General features: G+C 75.2%; 14 protein-coding genes and 1 pseudogene. 9 read left to right on the forward strand and 6 right to left on the reverse strand.

The window, feature by feature from the left end:
* Nucleotides 1-81 precede the first annotated feature (81 nt).
* Nucleotides 82-852, reverse strand: a complete 771-nt coding sequence (locus F1641_RS09345; RefSeq protein ID WP_194904640.1) for a hypothetical protein — start codon at nt 850-852, stop codon at nt 82-84.
* Between the two features lie 243 nt (nt 853-1,095).
* On the opposite strand from F1641_RS09345, the gene F1641_RS09350 reads away from it, so the two are divergent.
* The 4 genes from F1641_RS09350 to F1641_RS09365 are packed head-to-tail and all read left to right on the forward strand — an operon-like array spanning nt 1,096 to nt 6,207.
* Nucleotides 1,096-1,851 carry a response regulator transcription factor gene (locus F1641_RS09350; protein ID WP_194904642.1) on the forward strand — a complete coding sequence of 252 codons (756 nt, stop codon included), beginning with the start codon at nt 1,096-1,098 and terminating at the stop codon, nt 1,849-1,851.
* 40 nt (nt 1,852-1,891) lie between these two features.
* Nucleotides 1,892-2,830 (forward strand): mycothiol synthase, encoded by a 939-nt coding sequence (gene mshD / locus F1641_RS09355; protein WP_194904644.1) that lies wholly within the window; start codon nt 1,892-1,894, stop codon nt 2,828-2,830.
* A 12-nt stretch (nt 2,831-2,842) separates the two neighbouring features.
* A complete protein-coding gene (locus tag F1641_RS09360) occupies nt 2,843-5,140 on the forward strand; it encodes an RNA degradosome polyphosphate kinase (protein WP_194904645.1) in 2,298 nt (765 codons plus the stop codon).
* 11 nt (nt 5,141-5,151) lie between these two features.
* A complete protein-coding gene (locus tag F1641_RS09365) occupies nt 5,152-6,207 on the forward strand; it encodes an NUDIX hydrolase (RefSeq protein WP_206690802.1) in 1,056 nt (351 codons plus the stop codon).
* A gap of 30 nt (nt 6,208-6,237) precedes the next feature.
* On the opposite strand, the gene F1641_RS09370 is transcribed toward F1641_RS09365, so the two are convergent.
* Genes F1641_RS09370 through F1641_RS09380 form a run of 3 tightly spaced genes read right to left on the reverse strand, consistent with a single transcriptional unit; the run spans nt 6,238 to nt 8,229 of the window.
* Nucleotides 6,238-6,660, reverse strand: a complete 423-nt coding sequence (locus tag F1641_RS09370) for a DUF3349 domain-containing protein (RefSeq protein ID WP_309225513.1) — start codon at nt 6,658-6,660, stop codon at nt 6,238-6,240.
* The gene (locus F1641_RS09375; RefSeq protein WP_194904647.1) at nt 6,657-6,965 is read right to left on the reverse strand and encodes a hypothetical protein; all 309 of its coding nucleotides are present in this window, start codon (nt 6,963-6,965) and stop codon (nt 6,657-6,659) included. Before F1641_RS09375 ends, F1641_RS09370 begins: the two co-directional genes overlap by 4 nt.
* Nucleotides 6,966-7,002: 37 nt before the next feature.
* Nucleotides 7,003-8,229 carry an inorganic phosphate transporter gene (locus F1641_RS09380; protein WP_194904650.1) on the reverse strand — a complete coding sequence of 409 codons (1,227 nt, stop codon included), beginning with the start codon at nt 8,227-8,229 and terminating at the stop codon, nt 7,003-7,005.
* Nucleotides 8,230-8,454: 225 nt separating this feature from the next.
* On the opposite strand from F1641_RS09380, the gene ppk2 reads away from it, so the two are divergent.
* The 5 genes and pseudogenes from ppk2 (at nt 8,455) to pstB (ending at nt 13,797) form a co-directional block, all read left to right on the forward strand.
* Nucleotides 8,455-9,441 carry a polyphosphate kinase 2 gene (ppk2, locus tag F1641_RS09385; protein ID WP_309225514.1) on the forward strand — a complete coding sequence of 329 codons (987 nt, stop codon included), beginning with the start codon at nt 8,455-8,457 and terminating at the stop codon, nt 9,439-9,441.
* Between the two features lie 241 nt (nt 9,442-9,682).
* Entirely contained in the window at nt 9,683-10,804 is a 1,122-nt protein-coding gene (gene pstS / locus F1641_RS09390; protein WP_194904652.1) for a phosphate ABC transporter substrate-binding protein PstS, read from the forward strand.
* Nucleotides 10,805-10,982: 178 nt separating this feature from the next.
* Nucleotides 10,983-11,920 (forward strand): annotated as a pseudogene (pstC, locus tag F1641_RS23135) (phosphate ABC transporter permease subunit PstC).
* A 6-nt stretch (nt 11,921-11,926) separates the two neighbouring features.
* Nucleotides 11,927-12,988, forward strand: a complete 1,062-nt coding sequence (gene pstA, locus F1641_RS09400; protein ID WP_194904654.1) for a phosphate ABC transporter permease PstA — start codon at nt 11,927-11,929, stop codon at nt 12,986-12,988.
* Nucleotides 12,989-13,017: 29 nt separating this feature from the next.
* Nucleotides 13,018-13,797 (forward strand): phosphate ABC transporter ATP-binding protein PstB, encoded by a 780-nt coding sequence (pstB, locus tag F1641_RS09405; RefSeq protein WP_194904656.1) that lies wholly within the window; start codon nt 13,018-13,020, stop codon nt 13,795-13,797.
* A gap of 84 nt (nt 13,798-13,881) precedes the next feature.
* Here pstB and F1641_RS09410 read toward each other — a convergent pair whose 3' ends face one another.
* Nucleotides 13,882-14,892, reverse strand: coding sequence for an inorganic phosphate transporter (locus F1641_RS09410; protein ID WP_194904658.1), 1,011 nt, complete (start codon nt 14,890-14,892; stop codon nt 13,882-13,884).
* Nucleotides 14,889-15,503: a DUF47 domain-containing protein gene (locus F1641_RS09415; protein WP_194904659.1), complete on the reverse strand. Its 615-nt coding sequence runs from the start codon at nt 15,501-15,503 to the stop codon at nt 14,889-14,891. The genes F1641_RS09410 and F1641_RS09415 overlap by 4 nt, the downstream gene beginning before the upstream one ends.
* Nucleotides 15,504-15,520: the final 17 nt, after the last annotated feature.

Here is a 15,520-nt window from a genome sequence, read left to right on the forward strand (position 1 = left end):
GACACGCCGCGTCCCCGCCGCTCCTGCGGCGCGGCGGGGCTGTCGGGAGGGGCCGGTCGGGGCCGGCTGCCGAGCGGCCCGTCAGCGGAGGAGCAGCGGCGCCAGCAGGCCGGCGACGGCCCCGGCAGCGGCGACCGGCGCGGCGCCGCGCCCCAGGGCCGGGAGGCGGCGCGAGGCCGGGGCCAGCGGGGCCAGCAGCACGGCCACGAGCACCACCACCGCGGCCACCGCCAGCCCCACCGCGGCGCCGGGGAGCGCTGCGCCCCCCGCGGCGGCAGCACCGAGGGCTCCCGCGGCGGCTCCGGCGGCCAGGCCGACCCCGCCGCCGAGGGCCCGCGGGCCGGGCAGGGCCGTGGCGAGGGCGGCGGCGGCGGTCGCGGCGGCCGCGCTGACCACGGGGGCGGTCCCGGCCGCGGCGGCCGCGACCCACCCGCTGCCCAGCGCCGCGAGCAGCAGACCGGCGGTCGAGCCGCCCAGGCCGTCGACGACGCGCGGGCGCAGGTCGCGCCGGAGCATCTGGTGGGTGAAGGCGCCGAGCACGGCGAAGGCCAGCACCGCGGGCAGGGCGCGCAGCGGCTCCCGGCCGTCGTCGGCGAGCGCGACGACCGCGGTGGCCGCGGCGGCGACGACGCCGGTACCGGCCACGACGGCGGCGCTCCCCCGGGGGCTCGGCAGCAGGAGCAGGCCCGGCCAGCCGAGGGCGAGCACCAGGCCCACCAGGGCGGCGGCGGCCGCGGCGAGCACGACCCCGGCACCTCCCGCGAGGGCGGTGAGGGCCGCCAGGCCGACCGAGGCGAGGACCGGGACGGCGGTCGGCACGGCCCTCGGGGCAGGGGTCGTGGTCCGCGTCACATCCCGATGCTCCCACCGCGGCGGCGGTGGCGCCGGGGGCGGCCTCGGCGCGGTCCCCGGGCGCCGGCTCCGGGGCCGGCTCCGGGGCCGGGGCGCGGCGGACGGGAGGGCGGACGGGGGGCGGACCGCGCGAGACCGTGGCGCGGCGACGCTCCCTTCACCTATCGTTCACCTCGTCGTAGCGACGTCGCACCGGCGCGGCCGTCCGTCCGCGTCGGCGCGCCCGGTCCCCCTGGAGGACGCGTGTCCCAGCTCCTGCTGCTGACCAACGCCCTCGCGCCCTCCGCCGAGGTGCTGCCCGCGCTGGGCCTGCTGGGCCACGCGGTGCGCGTGCTGCCCGCCGAGCCTGCCGCCCTGGTCGACGCGCCCCCGGCCGACTTCGTGCTGGTCGACGCCCGCCGCGAGCTGGTCGCCGCGCGCTCGCTGTCGCGCCTGCTCCGCACCACCGGGGTGTCCTGCCCCCTGCTGCTGGTGCTGACCGAGGGCGGCCTGGCCGCCGTCTCCTCGGACTGGGGCGCCGACGACGTGCTCCTCGACACCGCTGGACCCGCCGAGGTGGAGGCCCGCCTCCGCCTGGCCGCCGGGCGCGCGGCCTCGGCGTCCTCGAGCGACGACTCCCCCGAGGAGATCCGCGCGGGCGACGTCGTCATCGACGAGTCCGCCTACACCGCCAAGGTGCGCGGCCGCTCGCTCGACCTGACCTACAAGGAGTTCGAGCTCCTCAAGCACCTCGCCCAGCACCCCGGCCGCGTGTTCAGCCGGGCCCAGCTGCTGCAGGAGGTGTGGGGCTACGACTACTTCGGCGGCACCCGCACGGTCGACGTCCACGTGCGGCGCCTGCGCGCCAAGCTCGGCCCGGAGCACGAGCAGCTGATCGGCACCGTGCGCAACGTGGGCTACCGCTTCGTCCCGGCGAGCCGCGAGCGCCGCGAGCTGGAGGACGACGCCGACGCGGTGCTGGCCGAGGGCGACGAGCGCTCGCAGCCGCGCGGGCGCTGACGGCGCGCCGGGGCGCGGCGCTCCGGCTAGCGTCCCGGGGGTGGTGATCCCGTCCGTCGTCGTCCTCGAAGCGCTGTCGGCCGAGGAGGTCGGCGAGGTCGAGGAGCTCGTCGCCGCCGCGGCGGCCTCCGACGGGGGCCACCCGGTCTCCGAGGCGGCGCTGCTGGCGCTGCGCGACGCGGCCTCCGGCGCCCGGCACCTGCTGCTGCGCGAGGGCGGTGCCGTGGCGGGGTACGCCCAGCTGCCCGCGACCGGCGGCGCCGAGCTGCTGGTGGCGCCCGGGGCGCGCCGCCGCGGCGCGGGGACGGCCCTCGCGGAGGCGCTCGAGGGAGCCGCCGCCGCGAGCGGGGAGCCGCTGCGGGTGTGGGCGCACGGCCACGGCGCGGGTGCCGCCGCGCTGGCGCGGGAGCGCGGCTACGCCGTGGTGCGCGAGCTGCAGCACCGGGTGCGCCCGCTGGGCCGCTCGGCCCCGCTGCCCCCGGTCGACGTGCCCGACGACGTGCAGATCAGGGCGTTCGAGGTGGGCCGCGACGAGCGCGCGTGGCTCGACCTGAACGCGCGGGCCTTCGCCGACCACCCCGAGCAGGGCCGCTGGACCGCCGCTGACCTCGCCGCCCGGCAGGCGGAGCCGTGGTTCGACCCGGCGGGGCTGCTGCTGGCGGTCGACGCCCAGGAGGGGCGGCTGCTCGCCTCCCACTGGACCAAGCACGAGGGGGGCGACCCCGCCGCCGGGGCCGGCGGAGGTGCGGGGGAGGTCTACGTGGTCGCCGTCGACCCGGGCGCCCAGGGCCGCGGGTTGGGCCGGGCGGTGCTGCTGGCCGGGCTCCACCACCTCGACACCCGCGGCTGCCGCAGCGCGGAGCTGTACGTCGAGGGCGACAACGCGCCGGCCCTGCGCCTGTACGAGGGGCTCGGGTTCGCCCTCGACTCCTCCGACGCGCTGTACGAGCGCACCGCCGCCCCCGCCGACCGCGGCTGAGAGGATGGCGCCATGGTGACCACCGCGAGCCAGCAGCCGGAGGGTGGCCCCACGCCCGTGACCGCCTCCTCCCCGGACCAGGCGTCACCCGCCGCCGCGGAGCCGGCGGCCCCCGACCTGGCCGAGGCCTACGCCGAGCACCTCGCCGCTGACGACGACGACGTCGAGGACGGCGCGGCCCTCGACGCGGCGGAGGTCGACGCCGAGCCCGCGCCGCTGCCCGAGGACCGCTTCGCCGACCGCGAGCTGAGCTGGCTGGCGTTCAACGAGCGCGTCCTGGAGCTCGCCGAGGACCCGTCCGTGCCGCTGCTCGAGCGCACGCGCTTCCTGGCGATCTTCGCGTCGAACCTCGACGAGTTCTTCATGGTGCGCGTCGCCGGCCTCAAGCGGCGCATCGCCACCGGCCTGGCGGTGACCGCGGCGAGCGGCCTGGAGCCCCGCGAGGTGCTCGACGCCGTCAGCGAGCGGGCGCACGAGCTGATGGAGCGCCACGCGCGGGTCTTCACCGACCAGGTGGAGCCGGCGCTGCGCGGCGAGGGCATCTGCATCGTGGGGTGGTCCGACCTCGACACCGCCGAGCAGGACCGGCTGCACGAGTTCTTCCGCGCGTCGGTCTTCCCGGTGCTCACCCCGCTCGCCGTCGACCCGGCCCACCCCTTCCCGTACATCTCCGGGCTCTCCCTGAACCTCGCCGTGGTGGTGCGCAACCCCTCCACGGAGAAGGAGCACTTCGCGCGGGTGAAGGTGCCGCCGCTGCTGCCCCGCCTGGTGCGCGTGGAGACCGGCAAGGGGGTCGCCTCGCAGCGCACGGCGCGCTTCGTGCCGCTCGAGGAGGTCATCGCCGAGCACCTCGACCAGCTCTTCCCCGGCATGGACGTGGTGGCCCGCCACGCCTTCCGCGTGACCCGCAACGAGGACCTCGAGGTCGAGGAGGACGACGCCGAGAACCTCCTGCAGGCCCTCGAGAAGGAGCTGCTGCGCCGCCGCTTCGGGCCGCCGGTGCGCCTGGAGCTCACCGCCGACGCCGACGGCCACGTGCGCGACCTGCTGGTCCGCGAGCTGGGCGTCGACGAGTCCGAGACCTACGTGCTGCCCGGCCCGCTCGACCTGCGCGGCCTCAACGCGGTGGCCGACCTCGAGCGGCACGAGCTGAGCTTCCCGACGTTCGTGCCCAAGACCCACCGGCACCTGACCGACGGCCGCGAGAGCTCCCAGCCCCGCAGCATCTTCGCGGCGGTCCGCGCGCGCGACGTGCTGCTGCACCACCCGTACGACTCGTTCTCCACGAGCGTGCAGGCCTTCGTGGAGCAGGCCGCGGCCGACCCGAAGGTGCTCGCGATCAAGCAGACGCTGTACCGCACCTCGGGCGACTCCCCCATCGTCGACGCCCTCATCGACGCCGCCGACGCCGGCAAGCAGGTGCTGGCCCTGGTCGAGATCAAGGCGCGCTTCGACGAGCAGAACAACATCACGTGGGCCCGCAAGCTCGAGCAGGCCGGCGTGCACGTGGTCTACGGCATCGTCGGGCTGAAGACGCACTCCAAGCTGTGCCTGGTGGTGCGCCAGGAGGGCGACCGCCTGCGCCGCTACTGCCACGTCGGCACCGGCAACTACAACCCCAAGACGGCCCGCATCTACGAGGACCTGGGGCTGCTGACCTGCGACGACGAGGTCGGCGAGGACCTGACCAAGCTGTTCAACCAGCTGTCGGGCTTCGCGCCGCGCACGCGCTACTCGCGCCTGCTCGTGGCGCCCCGCTCGCTGCGGCGGGGCCTGGTGCAGCGGATCGACAGGGAGGCCGAGCACCACCGCGCCGGCCGCCCGGCGCACATCCGGATCAAGGTCAACTCGATGGTCGACGAGGCCGTCGTCGACGCGCTGTACCGCGCGTCGCAGGCGGGCGTGCCCGTCGACGTCGTCGTCCGGGGCATCTGCGCCCTGAGGCCGGGGGTCCCCGGGCTGTCGGAGACGATCCGCGTGCGCTCGGTGCTCGGGCGCTTCCTGGAGCACAGCCGGGTCTTCGCCTTCGAGGCCGGGGGCGAGCCGGAGGTCTTCATCGGCAGCGCCGACATGATGCACCGCAACCTCGACCGCCGCGTCGAGGCGCTGGTGAGCCTGCGCGACCCGGAGCACCAGCGGGCAGTGGTCGACCTGGTCGACCTGTCGGCCGACCCGGGCACCGCCAGCTGGCACCTGACCGCCGACGGCAGCTGGCAGCGCTCCGCGGTCGACGCCGAGGGGGCTCCCCTGCTCGACCTGCAGGAGTTCCTCATCGCGGCCCGCAGCAACCGCCGCTCGCGCCGGCGCTGAGGGGGCCTGACGTGGTCTCCCCGGCCACTGCGGCCGCCCCGCACCCCCCCGACCCCCCCGACGGCGCGCACGGCGCCCGCGGGTGGCAGGGGGAGCGCGCGCAGCGCAGCGGACAGCCCCACCCGCCCGCGGGGTCGCTGCCGCTGGTGCGCGCAGCGGGCGCGCTGTGCTGGCACCGCGCGCCCGACGGCGGGCTGCGCGTGCTGCTGGTGCACCGGCCCCGCTACCGCGACTGGTCGTGGCCCAAGGGCAAGCTCGAGGGCGAGGAGCCGCCCGCGGCGGCCGCCGTCCGCGAGGTCGAGGAGGAGACGGGCCTGCGGGTGCACCTCGGCCCGGCCCTCCCCAGCGCGCGGTACGCCCTCGGCGTCGACGCCACCAAGGAGGTCTCCTACTGGTCGGCGCACGTGCCCAGCGGCGCGGTCCCCCCTCCGCCGCGCCCCGACGAGGTCGACAGGACGGCGTGGGTGACCCCCGAGGAGGCCGACGCGCGGCTCACGCGCCGCGGTGACCGCGTGCAGCTGCGGGCGCTGCTGGAGGCCGACCGCGCCGGGGCCCTCGACACCTGGCCCCTGGTCGTGGTGCGCCACGGCCACGCCCACCCCAAGACGGCCTGGGGCCGCAGCGACGACGAGCGGCCGCTGGCGGCCCCGGGGCGCCGCCAGGCCGCTCGCCTGCCGGAGCTGCTCACGGCCTGGGCGCCGAGGCGGGTCGTGTCCAGCCCCTGGCGGCGCTGCACGACGACGGTCGAGCCGTACCTGCAGGCCACGGGCGCCAAGCTGAAGACGCGGGGGCGCCTGTCGGAGGACGGGCACCGCCGCGACCCGGCCAAGGTGACCAAGCTGGTGGCCAAGCTGCTCGGCAAGGACCGGCCGGTGCTGCTGTGCACGCACCGCCCGGTGCTGCCCACGGTGCTCGACGCGATCGCCGCGCACTCCACCGACGGCGTGGCGGCCGCGCTGCCCCACCACGACCCGTACCTCGGGCCGGGCGAGGTGCTCGTGGCCCACGTGGCGCGCGGCACCGGCCGCGTGGTGGCCGTGGAGCGCCACGCCCTGCCGTCCTCCTGAGGGGCTGTTCCTCCTGAGGGGCCGGCGGGCTCAGCGCGCGTCGGCGGGGGGCCAGCCGCCGGCGGCCAGCCGCGAGGACACGCGCGCGACGTCGGAGGGCGAGGCCTCGTCCAGCGTCGCCCTCTGGACGAGGCGCTCGACGTCGGCGGTGGTCACCTCGCCCCCGCTCTCGGCCTGCTGGACCAGCTCGGCGGCGATGAGGCGCACCTCGGTCTCGGTGAGGGTGCGGCGCAGGAGCCCCAGGAGGGCGACGTAGTCCTGCTGGGGCACGCCCGCGGGGTAGCCGGCGCGCAGCCACGAGACGACCCGCGCCACCGGTCCGGGCAGGGGCACCGACCGGGCGGCGCGCTGCTCGCGGGCGTGCTCGGCGTCCAGCGCGCGGGCCACCTCGGGGCTCGGCGGCAGGGGCCGCGGTGCTCCCAGCGGCTCCGGGTGCTCCGGCTGGGCAGTCACTTGTCGACGACCGTCGGGTAGACGTCCTCGAAGCTGACCGCCTTGCCGTAGCCCGAGGCGACGATGAAGCCGACGCCGAGCAGCGCGACCAGCACGACGAGGGCGAAGACCGCGGTGCTCAGCACGCGGCCGAGCGGGTGCGGCGGGTGGTCACCCCCGGCTGCGGCCTCGGCGCCGCCGCCGCGCCCCCAGGCCGAGGCGCGGATCCCCAGCGCGAACAGCGCGGGCAGGCCCGCGCCCAGGACGACGGCGGCGAGGGCGATCTGCCCGAGGGCCGCGGCCTCGAGCTCCCAGACGTGCGACACGGTGCGCTCCTCTCGTGGGTCTTCTGCGGGGCGGTGGTCAGGCCGAGACGGCGGTCCGGGAGGGCGCGTCGGCGGAGGACCCGTCGTGCCAGTCGTCGTTGACGTTGTCGGCGTGCACCGGGGCCGTGCGCGAGCGGCGGTACATGGCGCCGGCGGCGGCGGCGAGCACCGCCACCACGACCACGGCGCCGACGAGGCCGCCGCCCAGGAGGTGGGCGAGCCCCCACAGCAGCGCTCCCACCACGGCCGCGGCGGGGATGGTGATCACCCAGGCGACCGCCATGCGGCCGGCCACGCGCCACCTGACGGTCGCCCCGGGGCGCCCGAGGCCGGTGCCGAGCACGGAGCCGGTGGTGACGTGGGTCGTGGACAGCGGCAGGCCCAGGTGGCTGGAGACGAGGATGACGGCGGCCGATGAGCTCTCGGCCGACAGGCCCTGGGGCGGGGCGATCTCCACCAGGCCCTTGCCGAGGGTGCGGATGATGCGCCACCCGCCGAGGTAGGTGCCGAGCGCGATGGCGAGGGCGCAGGCCGCCTTGACCCAGAACGGGATGTTCTCGGTGTCGGTCCAGTGGCCGGTGGCGATGAGGCCGAGGGTGATGACGCCCATGGTCTTCTGCGCGTCGTTGGTGCCGTGGGCCAGGGAGACCAGCGAGGCGGAGCCGATCTGGCCCCAGCGGAAGCCGCTGTCGGTGAACCGGGCGGCCACGCCGGCGGTGACCCGGTAGACGAGCCAGGTGGCGAGGCCGGCCACCAGGATCGCGATCACCGGGGAGGCGAGCGCGGGGACGATCACCTTGGGGAGCAGGCCGTCGATCTTCTGCCCGTCGCCGGCCCAGTTGACCCCGCCCCAGCCGAGGCCGGCGACCGTGGCGCCCAGCAGCCCGCCGAAGAGCGCGTGGGTGGAGCTCGAGGGCAGGCTCAGCAGCCAGGTGAAGAGGTTCCAGACGATCGCTCCGGCCAGTCCCGCGAGGACGATGACGAGGAGCGCCGTGCCGCCGTCGCCGGTCAGACCGGCCACGGGTGTCCCGTCGCCGTTCTGGATCTCGACCACGGCGTTGGTCACCGTGAGGGCCACCTCGACCGAGAGGAAGGCGCCGACGAGGTTGAGGACGCCGGACAGCAGCACGGCCGTCTTCGGCTTGAGGGCGCCGGTGGCGATGGAGGTCGCCATGGCGTTCGCGGTGTCGTGGAAGCCGTTCGTGAAGTCGAACGCGAGGGCTACCACGACCAGCAGCACCAGGATCACGGTGGCGGTGGTCACGAGGTCCGAGGGTGGGCCTCCCCGGCACGGCGCGCCAGGCGGAGGGGGGCGTTCGCCGGAGTGTTCGTGGGCTGTTCACGCGGGGCCCCGGTCTCTTGACGGTCTCTTGACCCGGACGCCCGTGACGACGGCCCGGCGAAGGGTGGGTGAACAGTGGGGACGACGCCGCAGGACGGGGTGGCCCAGGGCCGGTGGCGGGCCGCGGGCGGTGGTAGAAGCGGGGCCGTGACCGATGCGCGCGACCACTCCGCCGACACCGAGCCCACCCGCGCCCCCCTGGAGGACGGGACGGCCGACGACCTCGAGGAGCACCTCGAGGGGCCGCTCGGCAGCCACCTCGACGGGCTGTCCGTCGTCGTCGACCCGGAGGGCGAGCCGGTGCTGCTGCGGCCCGACGGCAGCGAGGTGGACACCTGGCGCGAGGGCTACCCCTACCCCGAGCGCATGAGCCGCCGCGAGTACGAGGCGACCAAGCGCCTGCTGCAGATCGAGCTGCTCAAGCTGCAGCGGTGGATGGTCGAGCGCGGCGAGCGGCTCGTCATCCTCTTCGAGGGGCGTGACGCCGCCGGCAAGGGCGGCACCATCAAGCGCTTCACCGAGCACCTGAACCCCCGCGCCGTCCACGTGGTCGCCCTGGAGAAGCCCAGCGAGCGCGAGCGCACCCAGTGGTACTTCCAGCGGTACGTGGCGCACCTGCCGAGCGCCGGGGAGACCGCCCTGTTCGACAGGTCCTGGTACAACCGCGCCGGGGTCGAGCGCGTCATGGGCTTCGCGACGCCGGTCGAGTACCAGGAGTTCCTCCGCCAGGCCCCCGACCTCGAGCGGATGCTCGTGCGCTCCGGCACCACCCTGGTCAAGTTCTGGTTCTCGGTGTCGCAGGCCGAGCAGCGCACGCGCTTCCTCATCCGCCAGATCGACCCGGTGCGGCAGTGGAAGCTCTCGCCGATGGACCTGGCCTCCCTGGACCGGTGGGACGACTACACCGCCGCCAAGGAGGCGATGTTCTTCCACACCGACACCGCCGACGCGCCGTGGACGGTGGTCAAGAGCAACGACAAGAAGCGCGCCCGCCTGGAGGCGATGCGCCACGTGCTGTCGCGCTTCGACTACGACGGCAAGGACGCGGCGATCGTGGGCACGCCCGACCCGCTCGTGCTCGGCGCGGCCCGGGAGCTCTTCGAGACCGGCGAGGGCGGCCCCTCCGCGCGGTGAGGTCCGGTGACCCCGGGTGGGGCCGGGGGGCAGCCGTTGCTCCGGGCGGGTGTCCCCCACGGGGGGCGCGCCACCGTGACCAGATCGTGATCGTGCCCCTGAGCAGGGTGTTCTCCCTCCGTTCACCTGGGGCGGGCCGCCGCTTCACCTCGCTTCCGTACGTTCCGGCACGCCAGAACCGCGCTCCGCCGCCGCCCCACGAGGGCCGGTGGGCGCCTCCCTGATCTCGAGAGGTCTCACCGTGAAGCGCAGCACCCTCGCCGCCGCCGCCCTGCCCGCGGCCGTCGTGCTCACCCTCGGCCTGTCCTCCTGCGCCGCCAACGAGCAGACCGGCGCCGGCTCCACCGCGACCGGCTCCGACGGCGCCTCCTCCGCCGCCGCCGAGCTGACCGGCACCCTGAACGGCGCCGGCTCCTCCGCGCAGCAGGCCGCCCAGCAGGCGTGGATCGCCGGCATCACCGGCTCCAGCCCCGACCTGCAGGTCAACTACGACCCGCAGGGCTCCGGCGCCGGGCGCACCCAGTTCCTCTCGGGCGCCGTGCAGTTCGCCGGCTCCGACGCCTACCTCAAGGACGACGAGCTCACGCAGGCGCAGACGCGCTGCGAGGGCGGCAACGCCATCGACATCCCGGACTACGTCTCGCCGATCGCCATCGCCTACAACCTCGAGGGCGTCGACGACCTGAAGCTGAGCCCCGAGACGATCGCCGCGATCTTCGACGGCAAGATCACCACCTGGAACGACCCGGCCATCGCCGCCGACAACGCCGGCGTCTCCCTGCCGGCCACGGCCATCAACCCGGTGCACCGCGCCGACGAGTCGGGCACCACGGCCAACTTCACGGACTACCTGTCCAAGGCCTCCAACGGCGCCTGGACCTACGAGCCCGGCCAGGAGTGGCCCGCCTCCGGCGGCGAGGCCGCCCAGGGCACCTCCGGCGTCGTCGCCGCCATCGGCGCCACCGCCGGTTCCATCGGCTACGCCGACGAGTCGCAGGCCAAGGACCTGGGCCACGTCCAGGTCAAGGTCGGCGACGCGTACGTCGGCCCCACCGCCGAGGCCGCCGCCAAGGCCCTCGACGAGGCCACCCCCGCCTCGGGCCGCCCCGCCGGCGACATCGCCCTCGACATCAACCGCACGCCGACCGCCACGGACGCCTACCCGGTGATCCTGGTCAGCTACCTGATCGGCTGCACCTCCTACGCCGACGCCGCGGACGCCGCCAACGTCAAGGGCTACTTCACCTACGTGACGAGCGAGGAGGGCCAGCAGGCCGCCGCGGACGCCGCGGGCTCCGCCCCGCTGTCGGAGTCGCTGCGCACCCAGATCACCACCTCGCTGGAGTCCATCAAGACCTCCTGAGGTCCCCCGGCGCCGGCGCCGGTCCTCGCGGAGCCCTCCGGGGCCCGTCGGGGGCTGGCGCCGGCGCCGCTGCGTGCAGCACGCTCGCAGCGCACGCCCAGCCAGCACCACGAGCACGCCGCACCCCACCCCCGACCAGCGCCAGCGGACCGGCGCCTCAGGACGCCCAGGAGGGCCCGTGAGCACCACCACCCCGACCCGCCCACCGGCGGCCACGAACGCCGTGCGGCAGCGCCCGGGAGACCGCGTCTTCAAGGGCGTCGCGACCGCCTCCGGGCTGACGATCCTCGTGATCCTCGCCGGGGTCGCCGCCTTCCTGCTCTACCAGGCCTTCCCCGCGCTGGTGGCCCCCGCGTCGGACATCGCCGGCGGCGAGGGCTTCTGGAAGTACACCGCCGAGCTGGTCTTCGGCACCGCCCTGTCGGCAGCCCTGGCGCTGCTCATCGGCGCCCCCCTGGGCGTCGGCATCGCGCTGTTCATCACGCACTACGCCCCGCGCAAGCTGGCGGCGCCGCTGGGCTACGTGATCGACCTGCTCGCAGCGATCCCCAGCATCGTCTACGGCCTGTGGGGCGTCTTCGTCTTCGCGCCGGCCCTGGTCCCGGTCTACGCCTGGCTCGCCGACAACCTCGGCTGGTTCCCGCTGTTCGCCGGTCCGGTCTCCTCCGGACGCACGATGCTGACGGCCGGGCTGGTCCTCGCGGTCATGATCCTGCCGGTGATCACGGCGCTGTCGCGCGAGGTCTTCCGCCAGACCCCGACCCTCCAGCAGGAGGCCGCCCTCGCCCTCGGCGCCACGCGGTGGAGATGGTCAAGTACGCCGTCATCCCCTACGGCAAGTCCGGCGTCGTGGCCGCCTCGATGCTCGGCCTGGGCCGCGCCCTCGGCGAGACCATGGCCGTCGCCGCGGTGCTCTCGGTGGCCGGCGGGGTCACGTTCAACCTGATCAGCACCCAGAACCCGGGCACGATCGCCGCCAACATCGCCCTCCAGTTCCCCGAGTCCACCGGCCTCGGGATCAACCTCCTGGTGGCCACCGGCCTGGTGCTGTTCGTGATCACCTTCCTCGTCAACTTCGCGGCCCGCGCCATCGTGGCCCGCACCTCGAAGGGCTGACCGCCGATGACGCAGCTCACCTCCCCCCAGCGCCCCGCCGTGGGGCTGGGCACCACGCGGCACCTGCCCTCCTGGGCCCCCTACGCCGCGCTCGCCGTCTCGGCGGCCTTCGCCGGCGCCGTCCTCGCCCTGGCCGGGTTCAGCACGGCCGGCTGGCTCGTGCTGACCGCGGTGGTCTTCGTCGTCCTGCTGGTGGCCGCCTCCCGCGCCGTCGAGGGCCCCCGCAAGGCCACCGACAGGTTCGTCACCAGCCTCGTGGTCGGCGCGTTCCTCCTGGCGCTGATCCCGCTGATCTCGGTGGCGTGGACCGTCATCTCCAACGGCGCAGCGCGCTTCGACGTGGAGTTCTTCACCTACTCGATGCGCGGCATCGTGGGCGAGGGCGGAGGCGCCGCGCACGCGATCGCCGGCACGCTGATCATCACCGGCATCACGACGCTGATCTCGGTGCCGGTCGGCATCCTCACCGCCGTCTACCTGGTCGAGTACGGCCGCGGCGGGGTGGCGCAGACCATCACGTTCCTCGTCGACGTGATGACCGGCATCCCCTCGATCGTGGCGGGCCTGTTCGCCTTCGCCCTCTTCACGCTGATCCTGGGCCCGCAGGCCCGGCTCGGCATCATGGGGTCCGTCGCGCTCTGCGTCCTGATGATCCCGGTCGTCGTCCGCGCCACCGAGGAGATCCTCCGCCTGGTGCCGCACGAGCTGCGCGAGGCCTCCTACGCCCTGGGCGTGCCCAAGTGGCGCACCATCGTGAAGGTGGTGCTGCGCACGTCCGTGGCGGGCATCGCCACCGGCGTGACGCTGGCCATCGCCCGCGTCATCGGTGAGACCGCCCCCCTGCTGGTGACGGTGGGCCTCACCACGGCCATCAACTACAACCCCTTCGAGGGGCGCATGGCGACCCTGCCGACCTTCGCGTGGTTCTCCTACGCCGCGCCCTCGCTGCCGGTCGAGGCCTCGCTCGACCGGGCCTGGACGGCGGCGCTCGTGCTCGTCATCCTGGTGATGCTGTTCAACCTGATCGCGCGGATCGTCTCGCGGGCCTTCTCGCCCAAGACCCGCTGAAGCCCCCCACGACCTCCGGAAGGCGACTGATGAGCAAGCGGATCGACGTCTCAGACCTGAACATCTACTACGGCGACTTCCTCGCCGTCGAGGGCGTCTCGATGGCCATCGAGCCCCGCTCGGTGACGGCCTTCATCGGCCCCTCCGGCTGCGGCAAGTCCACGTTCCTGCGGTCGCTGAACCGCATGCACGAGGTCATCCCCGGCGCCCGCGTCGAGGGCAAGGTCGTCATGGACGGCCAGGACCTCTACGGCTCCGACATCGACCCGGTCGACGTGCGCCGCACCGTCGGCATGGTGTTCCAGCGCCCCAACCCGTTCCCGACGATGTCGATCGCGGAGAACGTGCTGGCCGGCGCGCGCCTCAACAGCAAGCGCATGCGCAGGTCAGAGGCCGACGACCTCGTGGAGTCGTCCCTGCAGGGCGCCAACCTCTGGAACGAGGTCAAGGACCGCCTCGACCGCCCCGGGGCGGGCCTGTCGGGCGGCCAGCAGCAGCGCCTCTGCATCGCCCGCGCCATCGCGGTGAAGCCGCAGGTGCTGCTGATGGACGAGCCGTGCTCCGCGCTCGACCCGATCTCGACCCTCGCCATCGAGGACCTGATCCAGCAGCTCAAGAGCGACTACACGATCGTCATCGTGACCCACAACATGCAGCAGGCGTCGCGCGTCTCCGACATGACGGCGTTCTTCAACATCGCGGGCACCGGCAAGCCGGGCAAGCTCATCGAGATGAGCGACACCGCGTCGATCTTCTCCAACCCGAGCCAGAAGGCCACCGAGGACTACGTCTCGGGCCGCTTCGGGTGATCCTCGGCTGACGCGTCGAGGGGCGCAGCGGGAGGGGCGGGCACCGGTCGGTGCCCGCCCCTCCTGCCGTTCCGGGCGGGCCGCTCAGACCACCGCGGTCAGCAGCAGCGCCGCGGCGGCGGCCACTGCGGCCGAGGCGGGGGCGGTGAGCACCCAGAACCACGAGACGCGGCGCAGCACGCGCCAGCGCACCGCCGACAGGCGGCGGACGGCACCGGAGCCGGCCACCGCCGCGGTGACCGCGTGGGTGGTGGAGACGGGCACCGCGGCGCCCGCGGCAGCGGCCGTGAGCAGACCGGCGGTGGCGGCCTCGGCGGCGAAGCCGGCCGCGGGGTCGACGGCGGTGATGCGGCTGCCGACGGTCCTCACGATGCGCCACCCGCCGGCGGTGGTGCCCAGGGCGAGTGCCACCGAGGCGGACAGGACCACCCACAACGGCACGCCCCCGCCCGCGGTGGTGGCCCCCGCGGCGACGAGCGCGAGGACGACGACACCCATCGTCTTCTGGGCGTCCTGGAGGCCGTGGCCGAGCGCCACGCCGGCGCTGGAGAAGACCTGGGCGTAGCGGAAGCCGCGGTTGGCCCGCCCGGGCGAGGCGTGGCGCAGCACCCAGGCGATGGCCAGGGCGATGCCGGCGGAGAGGAGGAACGCGACCATCGGGGAGACCACGAGCGGCAGCACCACGCGGACCAGCACCACCTGCCAGTCGACGGCGGCGCCGACCACGAGCCCCGCGCCGGCCAGCCCGCCCACGAGGGCGTGGGTGGAGCTGCTCGGCACGCCCCGCCACCAGGTGAGCAGGTTCCAGGTCAGCGCCCCCACGAGGGCCGCCAGCACGAGCACCAGCCCGGCGGAGCCGAGCACCGGGCTGACCAGCACGTAGCCGATGGCCTCCGCCAGGCTGCTGCCGAGGAGGCCTCCCACGAGGTTCAGCACGGCCGCCAGCAGCAGCGCGGCGCCCGGTGCCATCGCGCCCGAGGCCAGGGGGGTCGCGATGACGACGCTCGCGTCGTGCAGGCCGTTCACGACGGCGAAGAGCAGGGCCACCCCGACGACCACGACCAGCAGGGCGGCGAGCGCCGGGTCCGGGCTCACGCCTCCTGCGCCGCGATGAGCTCGACGGTGCGGGCCACCCGCTCGAAGGCGTCGGCGGCGGCCTCGAGGCGGTCGGAGACCTCCTTGACCGCCAGCAGGGCGACGGCGTTGCGCTCGGTGGCGAACAGCTCGGCGAGCAGGCCCCGGTGCACCCGCCCCGCCTCGTGCTCCAGCCGGCCGACCTCGCCCCAGTAGCCGGCGAGGTCGCGGACGGCGCGCATGCGCGACATGGCGGCGGCGGTGACCTCGGCCTGGCGCTGGACCAGGGCCACCTGCTCCACCACGCCCCGCGGCAGCTCGGCGACCCCGGTGGCCACCACCACCGCGGCGGCCTCCTCGAGGGCGTCGACGCAGTCGTCCAGGCCCGCGGCCAGGGCCACCAGGTCGCGCCGGTCGTAGGGGGTCACGAAGCTGGAGGTGACGCGGCGCACCACGGCGCGGGTGTCGGCGTCGGCGCGGCGCTCCAGGTCGACGAGGCGCTGGGCCAGGTCGGCGCGGTCGGCCGGGTCGGTGCCCAGCTGGCGGGCGAGGAGCTCCGCGGCGTCGGTGAGGTGCTGTGCGAGCGTCTGCAGGTCGTCGAAGACGGCGCTGTCGCGCGGCAGCAGGCGCATCGAGGACTCCCAGGACG

Origin of the sequence: Quadrisphaera sp. INWT6 (assembly GCF_015390235.1) — a bacterium.
Classification (GTDB): Bacteria; Actinomycetota; Actinomycetes; order Actinomycetales; family Quadrisphaeraceae; genus Quadrisphaera.